Origin of the sequence: Acinetobacter sp. MD2(2019), assembly GCF_035615615.1 — a bacterium.
Classification (GTDB): domain Bacteria; phylum Pseudomonadota; class Gammaproteobacteria; order Pseudomonadales; family Moraxellaceae; genus Acinetobacter.
Genome location: NZ_VTDU01000019.1, coordinates 24498 through 49368, shown reverse-complemented (window position 1 = coordinate 49368; position 24871 = coordinate 24498). Strand labels below are relative to the sequence as shown.

The 24871-nt window shown below is 41.3% G+C and carries 22 protein-coding genes, 4 tRNA genes and 1 riboswitch; of the genes, 5 read left to right on the top strand and 21 right to left on the bottom strand.

From position 1 onward, the window contains the following. The 5 genes from I2F62_RS10275 to I2F62_RS10255 form a co-directional block, all read right to left on the bottom strand. On the bottom strand, positions 1 to 126 hold a 126-nt coding region (locus I2F62_RS10275; protein WP_324625581.1), incomplete at its 3' end, for a transposase. Positions 127 to 246: 120 nt separating this feature from the next. Further along, positions 247 to 537 (bottom strand): ogr/Delta-like zinc finger family protein, encoded by a 291-nt coding sequence (locus I2F62_RS10270; protein WP_324626917.1) that lies wholly within the window; start codon positions 535 to 537, stop codon positions 247 to 249. Positions 538 to 648: 111 nt separating this feature from the next. Then, on the bottom strand, positions 649 to 1896 hold the full coding sequence (locus I2F62_RS10265; RefSeq protein WP_324626916.1) for a contractile injection system protein, VgrG/Pvc8 family: 1248 nt from the start codon (positions 1894 to 1896) through the stop codon (positions 649 to 651). 1 nt (position 1897) lies between these two features. Then, a complete protein-coding gene (locus I2F62_RS10260) occupies positions 1898 to 2317 on the bottom strand; it encodes a phage tail protein (protein ID WP_324626915.1) in 420 nt (139 codons plus the stop codon). A 4-nt stretch (positions 2318 to 2321) separates the two neighbouring features. Beyond that, complete coding sequence (locus I2F62_RS10255; protein WP_324626914.1) at positions 2322 to 4535, bottom strand: phage tail tape measure protein; 2214 nt, start codon at positions 4533 to 4535, stop codon at positions 2322 to 2324. A 37-nt stretch (positions 4536 to 4572) separates the two neighbouring features. On the opposite strand from I2F62_RS10255, the gene I2F62_RS10250 reads away from it, so the two are divergent. Then, positions 4573 to 5574: a phage portal protein gene (locus tag I2F62_RS10250; RefSeq protein WP_324626913.1), complete on the top strand. Its 1002-nt coding sequence runs from the start codon at positions 4573 to 4575 to the stop codon at positions 5572 to 5574. 230 nt (positions 5575 to 5804) lie between these two features. Here I2F62_RS10250 and I2F62_RS10245 read toward each other — a convergent pair whose 3' ends face one another. From I2F62_RS10245 to I2F62_RS10180, 14 genes are all read right to left on the bottom strand, one after another. Further along, positions 5805 to 6056 (bottom strand): hypothetical protein, encoded by a 252-nt coding sequence (locus tag I2F62_RS10245; RefSeq protein WP_324626912.1) that lies wholly within the window; start codon positions 6054 to 6056, stop codon positions 5805 to 5807. A 569-nt stretch (positions 6057 to 6625) separates the two neighbouring features. After that, positions 6626 to 6702: transfer RNA gene (locus tag I2F62_RS10240), tRNA-Pro, on the bottom strand. Between the two features lie 4 nt (positions 6703 to 6706). Beyond that, positions 6707 to 6782: transfer RNA gene (locus I2F62_RS10235), tRNA-His, on the bottom strand. Positions 6783 to 6823: 41 nt separating this feature from the next. Further along, a tRNA-Arg gene (locus I2F62_RS10230) sits at positions 6824 to 6900 on the bottom strand. A gap of 59 nt (positions 6901 to 6959) precedes the next feature. Next, positions 6960 to 7036: transfer RNA gene (locus I2F62_RS10225), tRNA-Pro, on the bottom strand. Between the two features lie 251 nt (positions 7037 to 7287). After that, positions 7288 to 8508: a bifunctional glutamate N-acetyltransferase/amino-acid acetyltransferase ArgJ gene (gene argJ / locus I2F62_RS10220; RefSeq protein WP_324626911.1), complete on the bottom strand. Its 1221-nt coding sequence runs from the start codon at positions 8506 to 8508 to the stop codon at positions 7288 to 7290. A gap of 157 nt (positions 8509 to 8665) precedes the next feature. Continuing rightward, positions 8666 to 9010: a hypothetical protein gene (locus I2F62_RS10215; protein WP_324626910.1), complete on the bottom strand. Its 345-nt coding sequence runs from the start codon at positions 9008 to 9010 to the stop codon at positions 8666 to 8668. 122 nt (positions 9011 to 9132) lie between these two features. Further along, positions 9133 to 11853 carry a preprotein translocase subunit SecA gene (gene secA / locus I2F62_RS10210; RefSeq protein ID WP_324626909.1) on the bottom strand — a complete coding sequence of 907 codons (2721 nt, stop codon included), beginning with the start codon at positions 11851 to 11853 and terminating at the stop codon, positions 9133 to 9135. Between the two features lie 254 nt (positions 11854 to 12107). Continuing rightward, positions 12108 to 13148, bottom strand: a complete 1041-nt coding sequence (locus I2F62_RS10205) for an SPOR domain-containing protein (RefSeq protein ID WP_324626908.1) — start codon at positions 13146 to 13148, stop codon at positions 12108 to 12110. After that, positions 13135 to 14421, bottom strand: coding sequence for a bifunctional tetrahydrofolate synthase/dihydrofolate synthase (gene folC / locus I2F62_RS10200; RefSeq protein WP_324626907.1), 1287 nt, complete (start codon positions 14419 to 14421; stop codon positions 13135 to 13137). Before folC ends, I2F62_RS10205 begins: the two co-directional genes overlap by 14 nt. A gap of 1 nt (position 14422) precedes the next feature. Next, positions 14423 to 15316, bottom strand: a complete 894-nt coding sequence (accD, locus tag I2F62_RS10195; protein ID WP_324626906.1) for an acetyl-CoA carboxylase, carboxyltransferase subunit beta — start codon at positions 15314 to 15316, stop codon at positions 14423 to 14425. Positions 15317 to 15318: 2 nt separating this feature from the next. Beyond that, positions 15319 to 16116, bottom strand: coding sequence for a tryptophan synthase subunit alpha (gene trpA, locus I2F62_RS10190; protein ID WP_324626905.1), 798 nt, complete (start codon positions 16114 to 16116; stop codon positions 15319 to 15321). Between the two features lie 459 nt (positions 16117 to 16575). After that, positions 16576 to 17805: a tryptophan synthase subunit beta gene (trpB, locus tag I2F62_RS10185; RefSeq protein ID WP_324626904.1), complete on the bottom strand. Its 1230-nt coding sequence runs from the start codon at positions 17803 to 17805 to the stop codon at positions 16576 to 16578. Then, the gene (locus I2F62_RS10180; RefSeq protein WP_324626903.1) at positions 17789 to 18430 is read right to left on the bottom strand and encodes a phosphoribosylanthranilate isomerase; all 642 of its coding nucleotides are present in this window, start codon (positions 18428 to 18430) and stop codon (positions 17789 to 17791) included. Before I2F62_RS10180 ends, trpB begins: the two co-directional genes overlap by 17 nt. Positions 18431 to 18542: 112 nt before the next feature. Continuing rightward, positions 18543 to 18746, top strand: a riboswitch (cobalamin riboswitch). Positions 18747 to 18785: 39 nt separating this feature from the next. Between I2F62_RS10180 and I2F62_RS10175 the strand changes: the two genes are divergently transcribed. The 4 genes from I2F62_RS10175 to I2F62_RS10160 all read left to right on the top strand — a co-directional run bounded on the left by I2F62_RS10175 (position 18786) and on the right by I2F62_RS10160 (position 23405). Next, positions 18786 to 20660, top strand: coding sequence for a TonB-dependent receptor plug domain-containing protein (locus I2F62_RS10175; RefSeq protein WP_324626902.1), 1875 nt, complete (start codon positions 18786 to 18788; stop codon positions 20658 to 20660). Positions 20661 to 20742: 82 nt separating this feature from the next. Next, positions 20743 to 21321: a cob(I)yrinic acid a,c-diamide adenosyltransferase gene (locus I2F62_RS10170; protein WP_324626901.1), complete on the top strand. Its 579-nt coding sequence runs from the start codon at positions 20743 to 20745 to the stop codon at positions 21319 to 21321. Between the two features lie 39 nt (positions 21322 to 21360). Then, positions 21361 to 22077 carry a glycerophosphodiester phosphodiesterase gene (locus I2F62_RS10165; protein ID WP_324626900.1) on the top strand — a complete coding sequence of 239 codons (717 nt, stop codon included), beginning with the start codon at positions 21361 to 21363 and terminating at the stop codon, positions 22075 to 22077. Between the two features lie 167 nt (positions 22078 to 22244). Further along, on the top strand, positions 22245 to 23405 hold the full coding sequence (locus tag I2F62_RS10160) for an acyl-CoA desaturase (RefSeq protein ID WP_324626899.1): 1161 nt from the start codon (positions 22245 to 22247) through the stop codon (positions 23403 to 23405). Between the two features lie 435 nt (positions 23406 to 23840). Here I2F62_RS10160 and I2F62_RS10155 read toward each other — a convergent pair whose 3' ends face one another. Together I2F62_RS10155 and I2F62_RS10150 are read right to left on the bottom strand one after the other, a co-directional pair. Continuing rightward, on the bottom strand, positions 23841 to 24245 hold the full coding sequence (locus I2F62_RS10155; protein ID WP_324626898.1) for a biopolymer transporter ExbD: 405 nt from the start codon (positions 24243 to 24245) through the stop codon (positions 23841 to 23843). Further along, positions 24245 to 24868 (bottom strand): MotA/TolQ/ExbB proton channel family protein, encoded by a 624-nt coding sequence (locus I2F62_RS10150; RefSeq protein WP_324626897.1) that lies wholly within the window; start codon positions 24866 to 24868, stop codon positions 24245 to 24247. The genes I2F62_RS10155 and I2F62_RS10150 overlap by 1 nt, the downstream gene beginning before the upstream one ends. Between the last annotated feature and the right edge of the window lie 3 nt (positions 24869 to 24871).

The following is a 24871-nucleotide window of genomic DNA, read 5'->3' as shown; positions in this document are numbered from 1 at the left end:
CTTCCATTTGTAGAACGTTGCCGTACTCATACCGTGTTCACGACAAAGATTCGGTACAGGCGTGCCAGATTCAGCTTGTTTTAAAATACTCATGATTAAACTGTCTGAATATTTTGATGTTTTCATAGAAAATCTCCTTGGACAAAGGTTAATCGATTTTCTACTTTTAAACTCGCTTAATTTGCGGGAGCATTACCGGATGAACACCCAGACAAAATAAAACCAATAAAAGCGATAATAAAAAGTTTATTCATGCTCAGGATTCTCGTCATTTGATGCTCTCATTTCTAAAAACGTGGGTAGATAAATTTTCGGGTCGGGTGTGGCACTGGCTGAACAAGTATGGGTAATTTCGATATGCCCTTTTGCTGTAAAAGCACAGAAAATATTTGGGCAAGACAGCCAAATATCTTTTAAAAGTGGATGTACTTGCTGACTTGAACGAATTTTTAATAAATTCTTCTTACAATGTGGGCACAGGATTTGCGGTCTTGAATTGTTCTTATTTACTTTATTGTAATTTGTGGTTTGATTCATTCGACACACCAGAAGCATAAATTAATGCCTATTTTAAATTAAAAGAACAAATATTTGTTCTTTTTGTTTGTTTTTATTCATTTTATTCGATAGATGGGCCAGATTATAAATCTAACCCTCTTTTTGGTTTTGTAGCTCCTTCCATTCGCGGTTGACGGCCGTTGTAGCCGTTGCTTTGTTTTTATATAAGTAGGTTAAGCGTTTAGGTGATTTGGTGTCGCCTGCGCTGACTTTTTGCGTAGTCGTGCCGTTTTTGTAATATGCTAAAACACCACTGTATGTGCCGCCTTCTTCATCTATTAACTGTGCAATGTCGTCGCTGTCGGGAAGTTGTATTTCTGCATCTATTTGAGTGGTAAATCCGCTTGATGCGTCTATTTGATGTTGAATAGATGTTCCTAACCAAATTACGTTGTTAATTTCAGATTTAAAACCCACAAATGACAAAGTCATTTCTGGAATGAGTTCGGGCATGCCTTGTGCGAGTGAAATGCTGAACGTTGCTGATTTTCTTTTTACTCGATTATATTCGGCTTGTGCTGCATGTATTGCTGTTTCTTTGTCTCGGAAAATGTGGCGCATGTCTTTGGTGTATTCGTCTGTGTCGCCGACCGTGACGCTTTCTTTTTTTGCTGATTTTTCGTTGTAGTAATAGGCTTTAACACCGCTTAAGTCGTCACCACCATCGGTCATGCTATAACGATGGCTGTCTCCATCTTCACGTTTGATGACTGCCATAGGCAGTTCATTGCCGGTTGCCGTTTGAGCATTGCCTTTGGGCATGAATAGAAGAATGCCATTTTTTACCGTTGCAATTGCGTCGTGTTCGTCTGCTATGCGCGTAATCAGGTTTGCGTCTGATTCGTTTTGGTCGATATGTGCCAATGAAATAAACGCTAAGTCGGCATGAACGCTTGGAATGAGTTCATGTTCATACGCAATCGTTGTGATGATTTGCTCAATAGTTTTTTGGTCAAAACTGCGTTCTTTTTTCTTTTTCAGGTTCTTTTTTAGATCGGCACTGGTGGCGCGGATGCTGACAACATCGGGAGCGCCTGAATGTTCGGTTTCTTTTACGCTGTATTTTCCCTTGTAAACCATGCCTGAAGATTGCCAGCCGATCCACACTTGTATGACGGCATCTTTAGGCGGGATGTTGACCATGCCGTCGTGGTCGGATATTTCGAGTGTGATTGTGTCTGCTTCTAAGCCACGGTGGTCTGTGATGGTTAGACGAATCAATCGATTGTTGAGTTTACTCGAGATATCTTGTCCATTCACCACAATACGATAAATTGGCACGGGTACGCTGTCTAAAATTCGGTGAATAACGGATTGTATATTCTGTAAAACTGACATATTAGAACCCTAATAAACTTCCCACGGTGTTGCCGATGAGCACACCCGGTTTTTGTGTTTGTGTAATTTTAAGATTAAATTCGACTTTTCGGGCTTTACCGTTTTTGTAAAAAAAAGTCTGGGTTTCTTGAACATCGTTAATGATATATAGCCCATAGACCTTACCGGTGCCTGAAATAAGCGGAAAAGGTTTGCCGGTGTCGCCCATAACACGTAATGCCGAAATGCTCATGGGTGCGCCAAATTCGGGCACGATGCTGCCGTCTAGGGAGATGGTGTCTTCTCCCCGACCGATAAATTGATATGCGGGCATGTCGCCCACACGGCTATTGCTAGGATGGCGCCAATTGGTACTGCGCTGTAATTGTTGGTATGTGGCGGTTGGAATGCTAAATGGGAACATGCCCAGTATCATCATCATAATTTTATTCCTGGTCTGACAAACTTGAACGAATACGTGCAAGTTTGTTGCGTTGAATGCGGTCGAAAAACTTCATAAATTCTTGTTCTAAGCTTTGTGGACTTTGTCCTGGTGCTGCATGAATATGAATAGTGTATGTATCGCCTGCCATTGCAATTGATGATTGGCGTGAAGCACTTATGTTTGGGGCTTGCTGTTGCACTTTGGCCAATACGGGTTTGGCAATGTCGACTTGTTGATTAATGGGTGACTGAGTTGGGTTAAACAGGCTGATAACCTGATTATATTTTTGCTGCAATGTTGGGAACGCATTGAGTAAACCTACGCCAATACCGTCTACTACATGTCCACCCAACCCTGCCATGACACGGCTAGGTGAATGAATTTCCATTTTTTGCCGCATAAAGTCTGGCATGTAACTGTTTACAGTAGCCCACACACCTTTGAGTTTTTCAAACCCTGCTTTAATACCATTAATTAACCCATCGATGATCATGCCGCCAAAACCCGTGAACTTGGCCGGTAGTTCGATGCCGAACCAACTAAGTACCGTTGAAAATGCACTGTAAAATAAGCCCAATGGCGACCAATTCAGGATGAGTGCTGAAATACCGGCAATACCACCGCTAAAAGCGTTGGTGATGTCGGCCCAGCGTGCTGAAAACCATTGGCCAACGGGTGCAAATACCGCTTGAATTGTAGCCCAGACTTGGCCGGCTTGAGATGAGATCCATCCCCATGCTTGGCTTGCCCCATTGGTAATACCCGTCCATAGGTCAATAAAAAATGCTTTGATAGGTTCCCAGTTTTTGTAAATAAGGTATGCAGCTGTAGCGAGTAATGTAATCGCGATTAAAATTGGGTTTGCAAGCATAAGTCGCCCAACGGCCATAAAGGTTTGCCCTAACCACATAACGCCTTTACTAAGCCATTGAAACGGTGAAATAAGCATTTTTAAGACAAAACCTAATGCATTGCCTTGCACACCTAGTGTTGCCATGACCATTCTTAAGCTGAGCATACTTAAAATGATAGGTGAGAAAACCAATAACAAACCGCCAATTGCCAATAAACCACCAGCAATAACCAATAAACCTGTGCCAAATACTTTGGCCAGTGTTGGATTTTTTTGCATCCAACCGGTAAAAGCTTGCATAGCCGAGCTTGCCATCATAAGTGCATTGGTATAAATGGGCAGAATGGTTTGACCAAATTCTAAATATGCGTCATGTAATTTTGCTTTGGCTTCTAACTCTTTACCTGCAGTTGTGCCTTTTGCGCGTTCACTTAATTGGTCGATATTTTCTGCACCGGCATTAAGCTTGGCATTTTTATGAATTTGCTCGCGCTGGTCGTACATTGTTGTAAATAAGTTGGATGCATTTCGGTTGGTGAACATACTACCAATCGCGTCATGCACGGCACCTTTTTCGGTAATGCCTTTTTTGGCCAATGCTGGAAGTAGAATTTTTTCCATCCAAGCGAATTGGTCTTGTTTGAATAAATCGCCACCTTTTAACGCACCAGGATTTATGTGCGCGACTTGGCCAACTTTGTCATACGTGACTTTGTCTGCATTTAATAATCCGAAATCGGCCATGTTTCGTGCGGCTCGGACGGTGGTTCGACCTTGATAAATGTTTTGATATGCCGACATGGCCGATGTACCAAAACGATGCCCACCAAGTTCTTGCACAATGGGTTCCATTTTGTAATACAGTGCTTCGTTAGACATTCCTTTGACAGCTACACCACCAGTTTTAATAGCATTTAGCCATTCGCCACCTTGTACACGGCCACCTGTTGCTGTAATGACTTGTTGAACGATATTTGCTTGCTGATTAAAGTCTTTTTCACTTTTTAAACCGCCACGTAGCTCAATGACCTTGAGCATATCCATCATTTTTCTGTCATTTTCTGCGCCGGCTTCGGCACCAAACATGGCTTCGTTACCAAATTTCATTTTGGCCAAAGTAGGTGCGACCATTTTTGCATGATGAACGTCTGCAAATGCAGTCACTCCATCGCGTACCAGCGTTAAATTGTCTAAAGTACTTGTGCCAAAGGTTTTCATTGCCCGTGCATATTCAATCGCTTCTTTGGTCGCTTGCTTACCTAGACCTAGCGCACCAATTCGGTTTTGTTCGATATCGACATGTTTTGATTCATCAATCGGTTTACGCATTTGATAAAGTGCAGCTGTACCTGTTGCTGCCATGCCTGCGCCATACATAGCAGCCGTGCGAACATTACCGATGTTTCAAACACAGATGAAACAAACTAAGCACGAGTCAATGGCGTTTACATTTGGTGATGCTGTCCCGGTTCTAAATGGCAATGAGCTGTCCGACTATTTGGAATGTTGGTTCAATGGTCGCTGGTATGAGCCACAAGTGAGTATGAATGGCTTGGCCAAATCATTTAAATCTACACCGTACCTAAACAGTGGCATTATTTTTAAGCGTAACTTTCTGGCCAATTTGTATGTGCCAAACAAAAAGTTAAGTCGTAAGGCCTTTGAACAAGTGGCATTGGATTTTATCTGGTGTGGTAATTCTTATTTAGAAGAGGTGAAGTCCCGACTCGGCAGTGTGATTGAATATAAGCCGGCACTGGCAAAGTACATGCGACGCGGTCAATATGAAGATCAATTCTTTTTATTATGCGATGACTACAATGGTTATCAAGAATATGAATTTCAAAATCGTATTGGTCATATTCGAGAAGCAGATATTGATCAAGAAATTTATGGATCACCAGAATATATATCAGCATTACAAAGCGCATGGCTGAATGAATCCGCTACCCTATTCCGTCGAAAGTACTACAACAACGGATCTCATGCAGGATTTATTTTATATGTGAATGATGCAGCTCAAGACCCGAATGATATCACTGCCCTACGCCAAGCCTTAAAAGATTCTAAAGGACCAGGTAACTTCCGGAATCTTTTTTACTATGCACCAGGTGGAAAAAAGGATGGGATTCAAATCCTGCCTGTTTCTGAAATTGCGGCAAAGGATGACTTTACCAACATTAAATCAATCACTCGTGATGATACATTGGCAGCACTTCGTGTTCCGCCCCAACTCATGGGTATCGTTCCAAACAATACAGGTGGCTTTGGATCTATTAAAGATGCAGCAGAGGTTTTTTATCAGAATGAGATTGTGCCACTGCAGTCACGCATGCAACAAATCAATGACTGGGCGGGTGATGAGGTGATTCAGTTCAAAGAGTACAAGTTAAATATCTAAATCATTAGATCCTGATCAATTCAATGCCTCATACCCTGTATGGGGTATTTTTTTGCCTGTCCTGCTCGGCTGGCGCAGTCACCCGCGCGCCTGAGGTTCGTCTAAATGAGTCAATTTTACTACTACCAAATGCACTATTAAATAAAATGCTGAAGCCTATTAAGCTTAGGCTATAGAGAGAAAAATGAGGAAATTTTGATACTGCATAATACTATGACATAACAGTTTTCTCATTTATCCATTTGATGCCATCTTTTTTGTATATCTTTTAACACTTCCTCATTAGAAAACTTGGAATAAATATAAAAATATTTTTTTTCACCATTGAAGCGAAATTGTTCTAGACGATATTTCTCTATTGGCTCATATACTGGAGTTGAATCTAAGTTTAAGTTTTCATAAGGGTCTTGATGAATAGGTAAACGAATCTCATGCTCTAAATAAGAAATTAAATACCCATCATGTTCCCCACCAATACACATGTACATTATTGAGCCTATCAAATTTAATTCATATAAAAATCTTACCCTATATCTATTTCTAAGAACATAAAAATGTCTTTTTCTATACCCTAGCATTGATTTGAAGTAATAAAGTAATAATGGCATTTAAGCTATTGAAATTATGAATAAAAATACCTTACAAAAATAAGTAATTTTTTGTAATAACATAAGTAATATTTTATAAGTCATTGTTTTTATTAATTCTAATTTTTATGGTTAATGACTTTTTTACACAGTAAGCTATTACATAGATATTACATATAAATTACATAAAATAGTATTCATAAGTTTATGATATTAAATAATAATTATAAAAATATTACTTTATTACTTCAAAAAATCGCTATACCCAAAAATTATTTCATTTATCTAAATCATGCTGATTTGGATGATTTTAACTCATTGTTAAGTCTTATTATGGGAGTGACATGGGAATGAGAAATTAAAGTAACTCAATCTATTCAATGGATACGTTTAAATAAATAATTCTTTAAATACTGGTTATAAAAAAAGGATTCAGTCGCCTAAATCCTTGATTTAATAAATATTGGTCGGAGCAGTAGGATTCGAACCTACGACCCCCTGGTCCCAAACCAGGTGCACTACCAGGCTGTGCTATGCTCCGTTAGTGGGGTGAATGACGGGATTCGAACCCGCGACAACCGGAATCACAATCCGGGGCTCTACCAACTGAGCTACATCCACCATAACGTTTTCAAGTTCTAAAATCAGACATCCCATTAAAATGGCGCGCCTGACAGGATTCGAACCTGTGACCATCCGCTTAGAAGGCGGATGCTCTATCCAACTGAGCTACAGGCGCATGACCGATGATAAAACTTATCATGCGATACTTTCGCCGAACTTAAAATTTAATTTAAGTGGTCGGAGCAGTAGGATTCGAACCTACGACCCCCTGGTCCCAAACCAGGTGCACTACCAGGCTGTGCTATGCTCCGATTGTCTCAGCTTTTTGTGTATCGCACATCGTGCGGTACGGTGTGCATTCTAGGCGCGGCAAGGAGTTAGGTCAATACCCTAGATTAAAAAAAATCACTTTTATTGCACCGAAAGTCTATTTATTCAGCACTTTTATTGTTTTTGATTAAAACAAGCTATTTTTTATACATTCCCCTTAATTTTCAATATGATATTTTTTTCAGTTATAAAAAACCCACCTGAATTGAGATGGGTTTTTTATAAAAAATGCTTAAGATCGATAATCTGCATTAATTTTGACGTAATCGTAAGAAAGATCACAGGTATATACCGTGTCTTTCGCATGACCACGGCCTAAATCGACACGAATCGTCATTTCGGTTTGCTGCATGACCCGTGCGCCGGCTTCTTCGGTATAGTCTGCGGCTGCGCCACCATCTTTACAGATTTGTACTTCGTCTAACCAAACTTGGACTTTTTCAACATCTAAGTTTTTAATTTTGGCATAACCAATGGCACACAAAATACGTCCCCAGTTCGGGTCAGATGCAAAAATAGCGGTTTTTACCAATGGTGAATGCGCAATGCTATAAGCGACTTCACAGCATTCATCGGTATCTAAACCACCTTCGACCGTAACACTAATAAATTTAGTTGCACCTTCCCCATCGCGCACAATTAATTGTGCCAGACGTTTCATCACACGAATGAACACCTCTAAAATGGCAGCATAGCGTACATCTTGTTCAGTACTAATTTCAACGCCACCAGCTTGACCCGTCGCTGCAAAGATACACGAGTCGTTGGTTGAGGTATCGCCATCAATGGTAATTCGGTTAAATGACTGATTCACCGCAATACTTAATAGCTGTTGCACTAAATGTTTTGCAATCGGTGCATCTGTTGCGACAAACGACAACATGGTTGCCATGTTTGGACGAATCATGCCTGCGCCTTTACTAATACCAGTCATGGTATACACAACACCATCTAACTTAAATTGCTCAGATGCACCTTTAGGCGTGGTGTCTGTAGTCATAATTCCAGTTGCAGCAGCATCCCAATGCGCTTCATTTAAATCGCTAACTGCGGGTTGTAATCCTGCAAGTAGGCGCGGCATTGGCAATTGCTCACCAATCACTCCCGTTGAAAAAGGTAAAATTTGCGCGGCAGTAACACCAGTAATATCCGCCAATGTTTGGCAGGTTTGCTTGGCATTATTTAAACCAACCACGCCTGTGCCTGCATTGGCATTACCCGTATTGATCACTAAATAACGCGGATCTGCTTCAAGAAGATGTGCTTTAGACACTTGCACAGGCGCAGCACAAAATGCGTTTTGGGTAAACACTCCTGCAACATGTGTTTTTTCTGCAAACTCAAAAACCACTAAATCTCGTCGATTTGGATAACGGACATGTGCCTCTGTAGAACCAATTTTTACACCTTTTACCACATGCATATGCGGCATCGACACATCACCAACAGCCATCTTAAATGATCCACTTTAATGAACAATAATGAAGCTTTAGCTTATTAGATATAGCGTTAAAAATCGAGATGTGAAGCCTTTTAAAACCATAAAAATAAAAAAACTGACATCAGTGCCAGTTTTTTTAATTGATTTTACAGCCAATACATTGAGCGATTTAAGGCATGGCAAGCAAAGTTTTTTCAGCCATTTCCTGACTTTCACTAGACAATGCAGGGTTTGATGCAACAATGCGTTGTACTGTGGCAGTCGTTGCAGCGGTAATTGCCGCAGTTTGAACCGTAATTGGGCGATTATTGGTATCGCCTAATGTATAACGAATGCCTGTGCGCGGACTAATAACCGTTGTTGAACCGCCTTTAACGACAGCTTCGGCAGATGTGGTTCCTTTGGCAGCCAAAACATTGGCAACGCTTGTGGTAAATGGTTTGGCTTCTTCGGCAAAAGCTAAACTTGGTAAAAGTAATAGAGCGAATAATACAGGTTTTATTGTATTCATCATTTTAACCATGATCCATATTGAACATTACATATGTTTTAGTTTACTTGAATTTCAGTTTAAAACCTATGTTGCATAACATAAAAAAGCAGAACATTTGTTCTGCTTTTTTAGACACTCAATGCTTAGATTTTGCCGTGGCACTGCTTGAATTTTAAGCCCGATCCACATGGACAAGCCGCATTACGACTTGCTGGCGCTTCAAACACTTGAGCAGCTTGTTCAGCAGAGTTTTCAGTCAAACTTGCTGCCGAAACTGCACCCGTTAAACCATCAACCTCATCGTGTTCAAAATTCAAACGCATTGATTCTGCTTGCTGCTGTTGTTGCGCTTCAAGTTCTGCCACTTCTTCTGGCGATGGAATATGCACTAAAGATAAATCATTCACAACGTCTGATTTAATCACCGACAACATATTCACAAACAAGTTAAAGGCTTCTTTTTTATATTCTTGTTCAGGGTTCTTTTGTGCATAACCACGTAAATGAATCCCTTGACGCAAATAATCCATTGCCGCCAAATGCTCTTTCCAATGACGATCTAGCGAATTGAGCATGAAGTGACGCTCAAGCATTGGCGCAGATTCATCACCCATTTGCTCGCGGCGTGAACGATAACGGGCAACCACTTCATCGGTAATTCTTGCCACCAAACCTTCTTCATCTAAACGGCGATCTTCATCTAACCATTGTTGAACGGGCAATTGAATATTCAATTCCGACGCTAAAGCAGCTTCTAAACCCGCAATATCCCATTGATCGTGAATCGACTCTGGTGGAATAAAGTTTGCAATAAAGCCTTGCATTACCGAATGATGCATTTCTTCGATATAGTCTTGTAAACTATTTTCAACCAAAATTTCATCGCGCTGACGATAAATAATTTTACGTTGTTCGTTGTTGACATCATCGTACTTCAATAAGTTTTTACGAATATCAAAGTTACGCGCTTCAACTTTACGCTGTGCATTTTCAATAGAACGACTCACCATTTTATGTTCAATGGCTTCATCTTCTTTTAAGCCCATCGCACGCATCATACCCACAACACGGTCACCGGCGAAAATACGCATTAAATCGTCTTCTAACGATAAATAGAAGCGAGATACACCTGGGTCACCCTGACGGCCTGCACGACCACGCAGCTGGTTGTCGATACGGCGTGATTCATGACGTTCTGTACCAATAATATGCAAACCACCGGCATTTAAGACAATTTCATGGTCACGCTGCCATTCGGCTTTTAAACGTGCTTCATCTTCAGGCGTTGGATTCTCAATTTTAGCAAGCTTAACTTTCCAGTTACCGCCCAACAGAATATCTGTACCACGACCAGCCATGTTGGTGGCAATAGTCACCGAACCTGGGCTACCGGCTTGAGCAATAATGTCTGCTTCACGTTCGTGCTGTTTTGCATTCAGCACTTCATGTGCAATGCCTGCAGCAGTCAGTTTATGCGAAACCGCTTCACTGGCTTCAATGGTTGCCGTACCGACTAAAATTGGTGCTTGGGTTTCTTGAATACGTTTAATTTCAGCCACAATGGCATTGAATTTACCATCACGATTCAAATAAATTAAATCGTTATGGTCTTGGCGTACCATTGGACGATGGGTTGGAATTAACACAACGTCTAGGCTATAAATTTCCTTCATTTCCGCAGCTTCGGTGTCGGCGGTACCGGTCATCCCCGAAAGTTTGTTGTATAGGCGGAAATAGTTTTGGAAGGTTGTGGTGGCAAGCGTTTGGTTTTCAGGCTGAATTTCTAAGCCTTCTTTGGCTTCAACTGCTTGATGCAAGCCTTCAGACCAACGGCGACCCGGCATGGTTCGTCCAGTATGCTCATCGACAATCACAATTTCGCCATTATGGATAATATAATGTACGTCACGTTGGAATAAGAAATGCGCACGAATGGCTGCTGAAACATGATGCACCAAGTTTAAATTGGTTGCCGAATACAAGCTTTCGCCTTCTTGCAATAATCCCATTTGGATTAAAGCCGACTCAACCGCTTCATACCCGACTTCCGTCATTTCAACCGAGCGTTGCTTTTCATCAATCCAGAAATGCCCGCCATCTGCCACTTTTTCTTCTTTTTGTGGATGCAACTGCGGTGCAATCGTATTAATGGCCGCATAAAGCTGCGATGAGTCTTCACTTTGACCAGAAATAATTAATGGCGTACGCGCTTCGTCAATTAAAATTGAGTCAACTTCGTCAATAATGGCATAAGTTAAGCCACGTTGTTTTTTCTCTGCAAAAGAGAACACCATGTTGTCACGTAAATAATCGAAACCAAATTCGTTATTTGTACCGTAGGTGATATCGGCTTTATAGGCTTGTGCTTTCTCGTCAGGCGCTTGCATAGAGTAAATTGTACCAACGCTTAACCCTAAAAACTCAAACAATGGGCGGTTTAACTCTGCATCACGCTGTGCTAAATAATCATTCACAGTAATGACATGCACGCCTTGTGAACTTAACGCATTTAAATAACACGCCAAAGTCGCCATTAAGGTTTTACCTTCACCGGTACGCATTTCAGCAATTTTACCTTCATGCAAGGTAATACCACCAATTAACTGTACGTCGTAATGACGCATGCCCATGACACGCTTACCGGCTTCACGGCACACCGCAAAAGCTTCAGGCAACAAATCATCTAAACTGGTTCCAGATTGATAACGATCTTTAAATTCTTGAGTTTTTGCAGATAAGTCTGCATCGCTAAGCGAGACAATGGTCGGTTCGAGCGCATTAATCTTTTCGACAATTTTACGCATCCGCTTAAGTTCACGCTCATTTTTTGTACCGAAGATACCTCCGATCAGACTTGCCAACATGAATAAACTCTCTAAATTTTGATAATCAAAAATAAATTAATAATTTGTCTCTATTATGGAGTTAGATTTTTGAAGTACAAGTTTTTTGCGTAAAAAGCCGCATTTTTTTTCTTCATTATGAATATCGGTTTTTATTGGTCTTGTATTTAGCACAATCATTCTGCCCAAAATAGGCTTAAAACACGGCCTCAGCATTGGATTAAGCAAAAAAAATAGTGGCTATTAAATGCCACTATTTTTTAGATTGCGAATATTTAGCGCTGATCGAGCGGCACCCAATCAATCACCCATGCAGATTTCATACCCAAGCTTTCATCGGCCTGAATTTTCTTCCGTGCTACATCGGCTGTATCTCGATCTTTTGCAGGGCCAACCATAATACGAATACCTTTTGAGGTTGGGCTGGTCGTGACTTTATAGCCTTTGGCGCGTAACTTGGCGACAATTGAATCGGCATTGGCCTGATTGCCCGCTAAAGCAACTTGTACCATCCACTTTTTACGGTCGTCATCATCAAGCATTTTACGGGCTTTTTCTGCATCGGCTTTTTTCTTATCTGCAGCTTTTTTCGCAGCTAACTCTGCCTGTTTGTCTTCTTCAGCTTGGTGCTTGGCTTCAGCACGTTTCTTGGCTTCTAAATCGGCCTTATGCTGCGCGTCATTTTCAGCCTTCTTTTTGGCTGCCAAATCTGCTTTGCGTTGTGCTTCTTCATCGGCTTTTTTCTTGGCTGCTAAATCTGCTTTATGCTGCGCTTCGGCTTCTGCTTTTTTCTTAGCAGCCACGTCTGCTTTATGTTTTGCCTCATCATCTGCTTGCTTTTGAGCCGTTACATCCGTTGGTTTTTTTGTATCTTTTGCAGGGGTTTCAGGTTTTAATTTGCTTTTATCACCACCTAAGTCCGGTGGAATATTGTCAGAATTATCCTGCTTCATTCGGCGTTTATTAATTTCTGCATATTCTTCTGCCGCTTTGCGTGCAGCATCAGCTTCAACTTGCTGCTGCTGCGCTAAATATTGCTGGGTACGCGCTTCTTGCTCAGCCACAGCACGTTCACGCGCACGCCGTTGTTCTTCCAATAAGCGTTTTTCGGTTTCAACATCTACAGTTAATGGCTGTAAGGCCTGCATTTCACCAGCTTTGGCCGCAGGTTTTACCGCTTCTTTTGCAGGGACAGCAGGCACGGCGTCTTTATGCCCTAATTCTTGTGACCCTTTAAAAAGCAATGCTGCCAACAAAACACCACCACCTAATAAAACAACGCCACCCATCCAACGTTGTTTGTTATTCATTGACATGATCAATGTACTCCCAAACCGCTTCTAAGGTATGAAACGATCCACAAACTAAAATAAGCTGATGTGACTGCACTTGTTCTAAGGCAATCTGAAATGCTTCAGCAACACGTTTAAACTGCTGTGTCTGAGTTCCTTGCAATGCGTTTTGTATTTGTTCAATCTTCGCAGCACGAGGGACATCTAGCTCAGCAATTTTCCATTCAGAAACAATTGGTTTTAACAACTGTACCACGGCATCAATATCTTTATCTGCCAACATGGAAAAAACTGCAACAACATTTGTGTACTGTTTATTGCATTGTAAGAATCTTTGCAATTGCTTTAACAAAAATTCAACACCATGCGGATTATGCCCCGCATCAAAAATGACGGTTTTCGCTTGAATTTCGCGAACTTCAAAACGCCCGGCAATATTCGCAGTGGCAACACCGCGTTGAATGGCTTGATCAGAAACCTGCAAACCACTGAGCAACACAGCAGCAACCGCAGTGGATAAATTTTCTAAGGCCAGATGTCCGCGTGGAAGTTTTAAGGTAGATGCAGGCGATGCAAATGTCCACGTGGCATCGTCATTTTCACGATAAAAATAATCTCGATTCAGCACATAAAGTGGCGCTTGTTCTTGTTCTGCTTTATCTTGAATGGCTTGTGGAAGGGTTTGTTGACCTGCAAAAACAACTGGAATATGTTGACGAATAATACCGGCTTTTTCAAAGGCAATTTTTTCGATGGTATCGCCCAACCAATCGACATGGTCGAGACCAATATTGGTAATCACCGCTAAGTCTGGGTCGATGACATTCACCACATCTAAACGCCCACCGAGCCCCACCTCTAACACCCAAACATCACATTCGGCTTGGGCAAAAATGTGGAAGGCCGCCAAAGTGGTTGCCTCAAAAAAAGACAGGCTCAAACCGCATTCGCGTCGAGCCTGATCTACTTGCACAAAAGCATCAATCAAAGTTTGATCGTCCGCTTCTTTACCCGATATTTTAACCCGTTCATTAAAATGATAAATATGCGGCGACTGGTATAAGCCCACCTTATAACCTGCGTGCTGTAAAATTGTAGCAATGCTGGTGGTGGTTGAACCTTTTCCATTGGTGCCAGCAACTGTAATCACTTTTGCAGTGGGATTGGTTACTTTTAACTGTTCTGCAACAGGAATGACGCGGTCTAAACCTAGGTCAATTCCTGTTACATGCACTTGGCCCCAATAATTGAGCCAAGTGAGTAAATCATCAGACTGTAGCGGTGGTGTGATATTCAATTTAGATGTTCATCAGCTTACTTACTATTCTGCATACAGTATCACGTAATGCATGACGATGAACAATTTGATCGACCACACCATGATCAAGCAAATATTCAGCACGTTGGAATGGTTCTTCCAATTTTTCACGTACAGTTTGCTCAATCACACGTTTACCCGCAAACCCAATCATGGCTTTCGGCTCAGCAATGTGCACATCGCCCAACATGGCTAAAGATGCCGTCACTCCGCCATAAACAGGATGGGTTAACACCACGATATACGGCAGACCTGCGGCTTTAACTTTTTCAATCGCTGCGGCTGTACGTGCCATTTGCATTAAAGACAACATGCCTTCTTGCATACGTGCACCACCTGACGCGGCAAAACAGATTAAAGCTTGTTTTTTAGCAATCGCGCTTTCTGCAGCTTGTACAAAACGGTCACCAACGACCGTACCCATTGAACCGCCCATAAAGTCAAATTCAAAAGCACATGCTGTCATCGGTACGTTTTTAAGTACACCTTGCATGACCACCAAAGCTTCGGTTTCACCGGTTTTCTTTTGTGCTTCTTGCATACGTACTGGATACGGTTTGCTGTCGACAAAATGTAGCGGATCTTTGGCTACAAATTCTTGACCTAATTCGGTGGTTACTTTGTCAAAAAACCAAGTTAAGCGATCGCGCGCTTTCATGCGTAAATGTTCGTCACATTGCGGACAAACATGGGCATTAAACGACATGGCCGTAACTGTAGTTAATGAATGACATTCAGGACATTCAACCGTAGGTTCGCTAAAAGAAGCTTTGAACGTTTCTTGTGCGTCTGGCACACGAATTCCCGGTACAGTACGTTCAGTCCACGGCGTCGATGGGTTTAGCACTTTGTTTGCTTTAACTTCTTGATTCATATTCACTCATCGAGCGCAGCTCGAAGCTCCTTGATTTTATTAACCGTTTGATCTGCGGCTTGTTCTGGTGGCAAGGTTGCAAAAGGCTTAACTAAAGCACTTCCAACAATTACAGCATCTGCAACAGCACCCATGGCTTTTGCAGATTGTGCATCACTAATTCCAAAGCCCACGCCCACAGGAACTGCCGTTTGCGCTTTAATTTTAGCAATACGCGCTGCGGCTTCTGCTGTATCTAAGGTCGCTGCACCAGTGACCCCTTTTAGTGAAACGTAGTAAATAAAACCACTTGCTTGCTGAATTACATGTTGAATACGTTCATCGGTTGATGTTGGAGCAAGCAGGAAAATTTGGTCTAAACCCTGTTGTTTTAGCACTTGATTTAAGCTGCCCGCTTCTTCTGGCGGTAAATCGACCAAAAGAATCCCATCTACACCACTTTGCGCAGCACGCTGCACGAAGTTTTCATAACCAATCACTTCAACAGGATTTAAATAGCCCATAAGCACAACCGGAGTTTCCTGATCTTGCTCACGAAAGCTTTTTACCATATCTAAAGCATCAAAAGTATTGGTGCCACCTGCAAGTGCACGTTCTGCTGCCAGCGCAATGACTGGCCCATCCGCCATAGGATCTGAAAAAGGCAAGCCCAATTCAATGACATCTACACCAGCCTCAACCATACGGTGCAATAATGGAACCGTAACATGTGGATGAGGGTCACCCGCCATAACATAAGAAACCAAAGCTTTTCGCTGTTGAGATTGAAGCTGATTAAAACGTGTGGCTAGACGTGACATAGGGTTTACTTTCCTTGCATAAAAAATAAAGTTGTGCTGTGTGTTGGACACGACACCGCATTGTAACGCTATTTTTTATGCATTGCACAGCGCCAATATTTTGCTGATTGTATTCAACATTTGTGGAACAATCCGCAAGTTACATTAATCAATATTTCAGGGTTTTTCTCAATGATCAAAGATACCTAATTTAAAGCGATTCTAAGCATTCCATAACTGCTCACTTGGGCATGGTTTTTAAATAAAAATATTTTTAATCAATTAGATAAAACAAATACGTAATTATTTTTAAAATAGCAAAAGCTATAATTAGCGCTTAAACAGCTGCGCTAGATTAAACATCAAGCCTTACATAACAGCTCATTTTTAAGATCAAGTTTTTATGTTCGCTTAAAGAAATGCAGTACATAAAAGCCAAGAAAGCCTCAATATTGAGGCTTTCTTGGCAAGCAATAAAATTTACATATCAACCATTTCGATACCATCTAAACGTGCTACCGTCATTAAATCTTTATCGCCACGCCCTGAAACAGTCGCAACAATAATTTGGTCTTTAGACAAGGTTGGTGCAAGTTTTGTGACATACGCCATGGCATGCGCACTTTCAAGTGCAGGAATAATCCCTTCAATTTGGGTTAAATCGCGGAAACCTTGTAAAGCTTCATCGTCATTAATCGGTACATAATTCACACGATTCATATCTTTTAAGAAGCTGTGCTCTGGACCAACACCCGGATAATCTAGCCCTGCAGAAATACTATGCGTGTCAATAATTTGACCCTGTGCATCACTCATTAAATAAGTACGATTACCATGTAAAACCCCCACATGACCGGCATTCAGTGGTGCAGAGTGTTTACCGGTTTCAATGCCATAGCCTGCGGCTTCAACACCGTACATATTGACCGTAGTATCGTTTAAGAACGGATAGAACAAACCAATGGCATTCGAACCACCACCGACACAGGCCACCAATGCATCGGGTAAGCGGCCCGCTTGCGCTAAAATTTGCTGACGTGCTTCACGACCAATAATCGATTGGAAATCACGTACCAATTGTGGGTATGGATGTGGTCCGGCAACCGTTCCAATCACGTAATAGGTGCTATCGACATTACTGACCCAATCACGCATCGCTTCGTTTAATGCATCTTTTAGGGTTTTTGATCCGCTTTCTACAGGCACCACCGTTGCGCCAAGTAAACGCATTCGGTACACGTTCATGGCTTGACGTTTTACATCGTCTGCGCCCATGTAAACCACACATTCAAGACCTAAACGTGCCGCAATGGTTGCCGTTGCAACACCATGTTGTCCTGCACCGGTTTCGGCAATAATACGTTTTTTCCCCGAAAGTTTGGCAAGCAAAGCCTGACCAATGGTGTTATTGACTTTATGCGAACCGGTATGGTTCAAATCTTCACGTTTTAAATAAATTTGCGCACCACCAAGGTGCTTAGACCATCGTTCAGCATGATAAAGTGGACTAGGTCGGCCAACGTAATAGGCCAAATCACGGTCAAATTCTGCCAAGAATTGTGCGTCATTTTTCATTCGGCCATACAAGTTTTCTAAATCTTGTAATGCAGCCATCAATGTTTCTGACACAAAACGCCCGCCATGAATACCAAAGTGCCCTCTGGCATCTGGATATTGTGTGTAGTCAATCACTTCATTTTGCTGATCCACAATGGACTCCTTGCATAAATCTTTCGATACGCTGTTGGTCTTTAATCCCTTTTGCAGATTCCACACCACCACTTACATCGACTGCATAAGCCTGTGTGGTTTCAATCGCAGTTTGAATATTGTCAGGGCTTAATCCGCCTGCCAAGATTAAAGGAATATCAAGTTTTGGAAACTGTGACCAATCAAACTGTGCGCCCGTGCCGCCTTTTAAGTCAGGGTGCCAAGCGTCTAGTAAGATAGCACTTGCGCCTGCCTGTTGGTAGCGTTGAATTTCATTTATTAAATCTAAATCGGGTTTCACTTGAATGGCTTTATACCAACGGCGCTGCGTTTGTTTGGCAATGGCTTGGCATTCTGCGGGTGTTTCATCGCCATGAAATTGTAAAATATCCAAAGCAACAACATTTAGAACCTGCGCTATCTCCGTTGCATTTGCATTGACAAATAACCCAACCACCTGAACATAGGCAGGGATATGTGCAACCAACTGCTGTGCCTGACGCGCATTGACCGAACGTGGACTCGGTGGATAAAAGACGAAGCCAATGGCATCTGCACCAGCTTCAACCACATGTTTGACATCTTCAACTCGGGTAATTCCACAAATTTTAACTCTGGTTCTCATGGCGCTTGATTTCATTGTACGTGTTGAGGGTATGAGGCATTAAAACTTAATTTGAACTTGAAAAGCTAGTCTGTTTACAACAGTTCCATCTTCGATTCGATTGTTTCAATGTTGTAAAAAACATATACTATGCAACATTCAATGTTTCAAGTTCAGGGAAGTTGGTGAAAGTCCAACACTGCCCCCGCAACGGTTATCAATACGCGCCTATTTAGCTTATATGCTAACGTCACTGTTTATTCAAAATGGGAAGACGCTATAGGTTGCTTTCGTTCAGTTGAGAGTCCGGATACCTGCTTGTCACTAAGGTCTATTAAGCATTTACGGGGCGTGAATGTGTGGAATGAATTAACTTATGTCTATTTTAAAGCCGACCACGTTGGTGAGCGCTGTTGCGTTTGCTATGGGGTTGAGTACCGCTGCGCAGGCAGAAAATACCAACACGTCATCTTTACAGCTTGACCCGATTGTGGTGACCGCCTCGAAAACTGAAGAAAAAATCAGTCAGGTGCCTGCACGAATGACAGTGATTTCAAAAAGTGAGATTGATAAAAATCCAGCTTTGAATCTGTCTGACGTTTTGCAAAGAGATGCTTCCATTTATATCAAACAAAATGGTGGATTAGGGCAAGGGACAGATCTATCGCTACGTGGTGGTCGAACAGGGTCAACATTATTATTAAAAAATGGTGCGCGTTTAAATACACAAAATAGTTTCGCGCCTGTTGCACCAGAATTCATAGATTTAACCGATGTCGATCAGATTGAAATTTTAAAAGGCCCTGCATCGGTACAATATGGATCTGATGCAATTAGTGGTGTCATCAATTTAATCTCAAAAACACCAACTAAATCGGGTGTCAATTTAACAGGCATTTATGGTGAGAACAGCACATATAAGTCGATTATAAATGCAAACTATGTTGATGCTTCAGGCTTCTATACACAAGTCGGCGGACAACGTTTAGAGTCGGATGGAACACGAATATTAAGTAACCAAAAGAAAAATGATAAAGCCGGCTTTGATCAAAAAGGCTATCACGCTAAGTTCGGTTATAAAAATGATGCCTTAGATACCAGCCTTGCAATTGATGAAAACCAAGGTATCAACAATTATTTAGATTACAACGTAGGCACCAATACCGGTAACCGTGATTTTAAAAATCAATTGATTAATTGGTTAGCGTCATACCAATTCAACCCTGATGTTAAAATCAATGCACGTTATTCAAATATAAAGAACATCAGTGAATCAACAGAGACAGATTGGCAAACATTTCAACCCGCAACGAGCCACTACAATACTGAAACAAATGAAGGCGATTTAAACGCTGTTTGGAAGTTTACAGCGCATCAAAACATTTTAGTGGGCATCACAGAGAGCAAATCAAAGTACGATGCATCATCTTCGCCCGAAGCTGTACGTACGATCAACACGACAGGTTACTATTTACAACATCAATATCAAAATAATGGCTTTAACACTCAAGCCGGCATTCGCTTAGAAGACAATGATTGGTTTGGCCAGCATACTGTAGGGCAGATTGCAGCACGCTATCAACTCCTACCGCTGACAAGTATCTATACCAATATTGGTACAGCGTTTAAAGCACCAACACTTGAAAACTTATACGGTTCTTATGGCTATACTTTTTACAGTAATCCAAATCTAAAACCAGAAGAAAGCACCTCTTATGAAATTGGTCTAGATCAAAAACTAAATTACGGCTTATCGGCTTATATTTCTGCATATTCTACCTATGTTAAGAACATGATTAGCTCTGGTAAAATAGATGGAAAAACAACCTACATAAACATCAACAAGGCAACGATTCAAGGTGCTGAAGTTGGCTTTAAATGGTCACATGACGCTTTATTTGCAAATGCTGAATATGCTTATACCAAAGCACAAAATAAAGCGACTCAATTAGATGCTGCATATCGCCCTCGCCAAACCTACACATTCACAGCAGGCTACGATGATGGCGTTTATGGCGTCAATGCCGCACTAATTTCTCGCTCAAAGGCGAATACCAGTGATGCAGACATTAAAATTTCAGGTTTTGCCACAATTGATCTAAATGCCTTTTGGAATGTGAATCAAAATGTAAAAATTTTCACCAATATTCAAAATATTGGTGATATACAAAATATCGTTGTTAACGATTTTGGCTCGCAATATGTTAACGGCGGTCGCCAAGCATCTGTAGGAATCACCTTACGTTATTAAAACTTCATTTAAACATAGTCGAAACAGCGCTTTTTTAGGATAATGGTCTCCAAAACATTATCCTTTTTTTTATGGAATATTTATGGGACATCGCTTAAGTAAAATTTATACTCGTACTGGCGATTCAGGCACCACGGGTTTGGGGGATGGATCTCGCGTAAATAAAGATGATTTACGCATTCACACTTTAGGTGAAATTGATGAGCTGAATGCAATCATTGGCGTGCTACGCGCGCAGATTCAAAACAGCCCAATGAAAGATTCATCTAACTGGGATGAACGCTTAAGCCTGATTCAGCATTGGTTGTTCGACTTAGGCGGTGAAGTCTGTATTCCAAACTATACCTTATTAAAAGCTACAAGCATTGATTATCTAGAACAAGATATCGACCGCATGAATGAGTCACTCCCCATGCTTAAAGAGTTTATTTTGCCTTCAGGAAATTTAGCTTGTAGCTACGCGCATCAAGCACGCGCAGTCTGCAGACGTGCAGAACGCAGCTTATTTTCACTCCAACAGCGCGACCAAAATATTCAAAACAACGCGCTACAGTTATTAAATCGCTTATCGGATTGGCTATTTGTAGCTTCACGCTGTTTACAAACCCAGCAAGGTGGTATAGAAGTTTTATGGCAAAAAAATATTAGTGACACACATTAAGCAGATACTTATTTAATTCAAGAAATACAGGCAGAAAAAATGCAAATTATTGGTCATCGTGGGGCGCGAGGCGAAGCACCTGAAAATACTTTAGGTGGATTTCAATATTTAGCAAATTTAGGCATACACGCCGTAGAGTTTGATGTACGCCAACTCAAAGATTTATCTTTAATTGTAATGCACGATGATAACTTTAAGCGCACAACGGGGCTAAATAAACCCGTTGCGCAATACAGCACAACCGAACACAATAAATTTGACCATCGTATTGAATGGCCAAGTTGGCCAACCCCAGAACTCACCCCAACCCTGCCAGAAGTCTTAACACGCATTCAACACTTTAAGCATATTGAAGTTGAAGTCAAAGCGGTGGCCAACCAAGCCGCAGCCGAACAAATTGTTCCATTGTTAATAAATGCATTGGCAGGCTTTGAAACTCAGGCCACGATTACAAGTTTTGATACAAAAATTTTAACCGTACTTCAACAACACCAAACCCACTTTAAACGTGGATTACTGCTAGAAAAGCATCCCGAACGCGGTATCGAAACAGCACTTAAATTAGGCTGTGACCGTATTGGCTGGTCAAATAAACTTGCCACAAAACAACGTATTGCACAAACACATCAGGCAGCACTAAAAAGCAGCGTTTGGACGGTGAATCAGGTAGACCGTGCAAAGCAATTACGCGACTGGGGCGTACAAGGTTTGATTACAGATCACCCCAAAATAATGCTCCACGAACTACAACAATAAGGTAAGATGAAAATAGAACACCCAAGCGTGTATTTTTTATTTCGCTTTAAAAATACAAGTGTATAATATTCAACAAAGGTTGCATTCTGCCACACAGAATAAACCGTATATACCTTAAGCTGTGTTCTAAAGGTTCTCTTATTCACATTTGAGGAGTGTCGTGAACAATGACTCCCCTGCCCAAAGCCCCAATTAACTGGACTGCTGCCATTACGTTGCTAGGAACGCCTATTGCCGCCCTAATTGCAATCCCGTTATATGCCTATCATCACGATTTCACATTAGGCGCATGGATTAGCCTATTTTTACTTTTAGCGCTAAGTAGCTTAAGTATTACTGCGGGTTATCATCGTTTATGGGCGCATCGTGCTTACGAGGCATCGCTACCACTTAAAATCCTACTCATGTTTGGGGGAACCTTTGCCGTGCAAAATAGTATTTTGTACTGGGCATCGGGACATCGTACTCACCACCGCCATGTCGATGATGTAGAGCAAGATCCTTATTCTATTAACAATGGTTTTTGGTATGCACATTTAGGATGGATGATCCGCGATTATCCAGCAGCCAAGGCAAACTATAAAAATGCACCCGACTTGTTAAATGACAAAGTGGTCATGTTCCAAGATAAATACTACGTTACACTGGTTATTGCTGTGCATGTGGTTATTTTGGGTGGAATCGGTTGGGCTGTAGGCGATTTATGGGGCGTGATTTTATTGGGTGGACTTGTGCGTCTCATTCTCAGTCACCATGTCACTTTTTTTATTAATTCGCTCTGCCATATGTTTGGCAAACGTCCATATACCGATGAAAACACAGCGCGTGATAATTTTTGGTTAGCGATTGCCACTTGGGGTGAGGGATATCATAACTATCACCACATTTTCCAATACGATTATCGTAATGGCGTAAAATGGTGGCAATATGATCCAACCAAATGGCTCATTTGGAGTTGTGCTAAACTAGGATTAGCCAAAAATTTACGCCGTATTCCAAGTTTTAATATTAAAAAAGCTGAACTTGCCATGAAATTTAAATATGCAGAGCAAGATCTTGCGGTTTATGGTTTAGATATTAGCGAAGATATTGCCGCCTTAAAATTGAAAATCTCCCAAGAAGCCGATGCCTTTTCGCATACGCTCAATGATTGGAGTAAATTAAAAGAACAAGAAATCCAAGCCAAAAAAGCCGCGATGACTGAAAAAATCCACCAAATGGATCATAAGCTAAAACTTGAGTTTCAATTGATTGAACAACGCTTACAGCACCATCGTGACCGCCTTGAAGTTATGATTAAGAATGCCAGAAAACTGCCTTCGCGCTAAGCTAACTAAGCTAAAATCGAGCAAGCCCATTTTTTAATGGGCTTTTTTTTTGCGGTTGAATCCATATCTATAGAGTTTTAGTGACAAGCTTTACGCCAAACCAAATCCTGTCATTCAGATCAGTGATCTTTTCTGATTTTAAAGATCAAACCACACGATGTTAAAAAGCCATCATGTAAGCATGATATACGCCAATAACAAGGTCAATCAGAATTTGACTAGAAAACAGATGATCACTTAATCAATTTTTTTCGTGATGAATAGCCAATGTGACTTACTATGTGATCTATCAATGAAACTGATATTCGAACGCTAATAATCTAAAATTGATGAATAATAACACCATCAGATCACATGCTTAGAATCGGCTTTTATAAAACAATACCCAATAAAAAATCAGCCAATTTGGCTGATTTTTTATTGCATAGTTTGAGCTTAGTTTTGACTAACAAAAGCAATATCACCCAGCCCGGCTTCGCTGGCACGTGACATAACTTGAGCAACAGTGTCATAACGTGACTCTTTGTCGGCACGTAATTGAATTGTTGGTTTTTGATCAGCTTTGCCTTCTTCTTGGAAGCGACGTGCTAAATCATCCAAAGTTACAACCTGATCATTCCAAGCAATTTCACCTTTGGCATTAATGCTGACGGTAATTGCTTTTGGTGGCGGTGTCGTAATTTCCGCTGTCGTTTTGGGTAAAGTCAGCGGAATTGATGGATTCGCAACAGTTGCTGTAACCAAGAAAATAATCATCAAAACCAGCATGATATCAATCAATGGAATGAGGTTCATCTCATTCATACCAGCATCGTTATCTTCACCCAATTGAAAAGCCATTACGCTTGACCTCCCGCATAGCTTTGTTCGACTGCTTTGCGATCTGTTTGTGTGCTAGCGGTTTCTTGCTGCAACATGGTGTCAATTAACAAAGTATGTGCTTTGTCTTGCAATGCATGCGCTAAAGCACGATTGGCACGTACACAAATGTTATATGCCAATACTGCAGGAATAGCGACTGACAGACCTAAACCGGTCATAATTAAGGCTTCACCTACAGGCGTTGCCACTTGCGCAAGTCCAGCTTGACCAGTTTGACCCACAGCAACTAGGGCATGAAAAATCCCCCAAACTGTTCCGAACAAACCCACAAACGGTGCAATTGATGCCGTCGTTCCTAAAATAGAAATGCCTTTTTCTGCAGCAGTTTTTTCTTCAGAAATTTGACGAAGGAGCGCCTGTTCTGCAACGGCTTTACGCTGTTCAAACGACAACGGTTGTAATTTTGCTTTAAGCTGAGTTAAAGCACGTTCCAACTGAGCATAAGCTTGTTGCTTTAACTGTCGCGTACCCATTAAACGTAAAATGAAAACTGTCCAAGTCACAATGGACATGGCAATTAAAACGAAATAGAGGGTCTTGCTGACAGCATCTGCATTCTGCCAATAAACTGAAAAGTTCATATA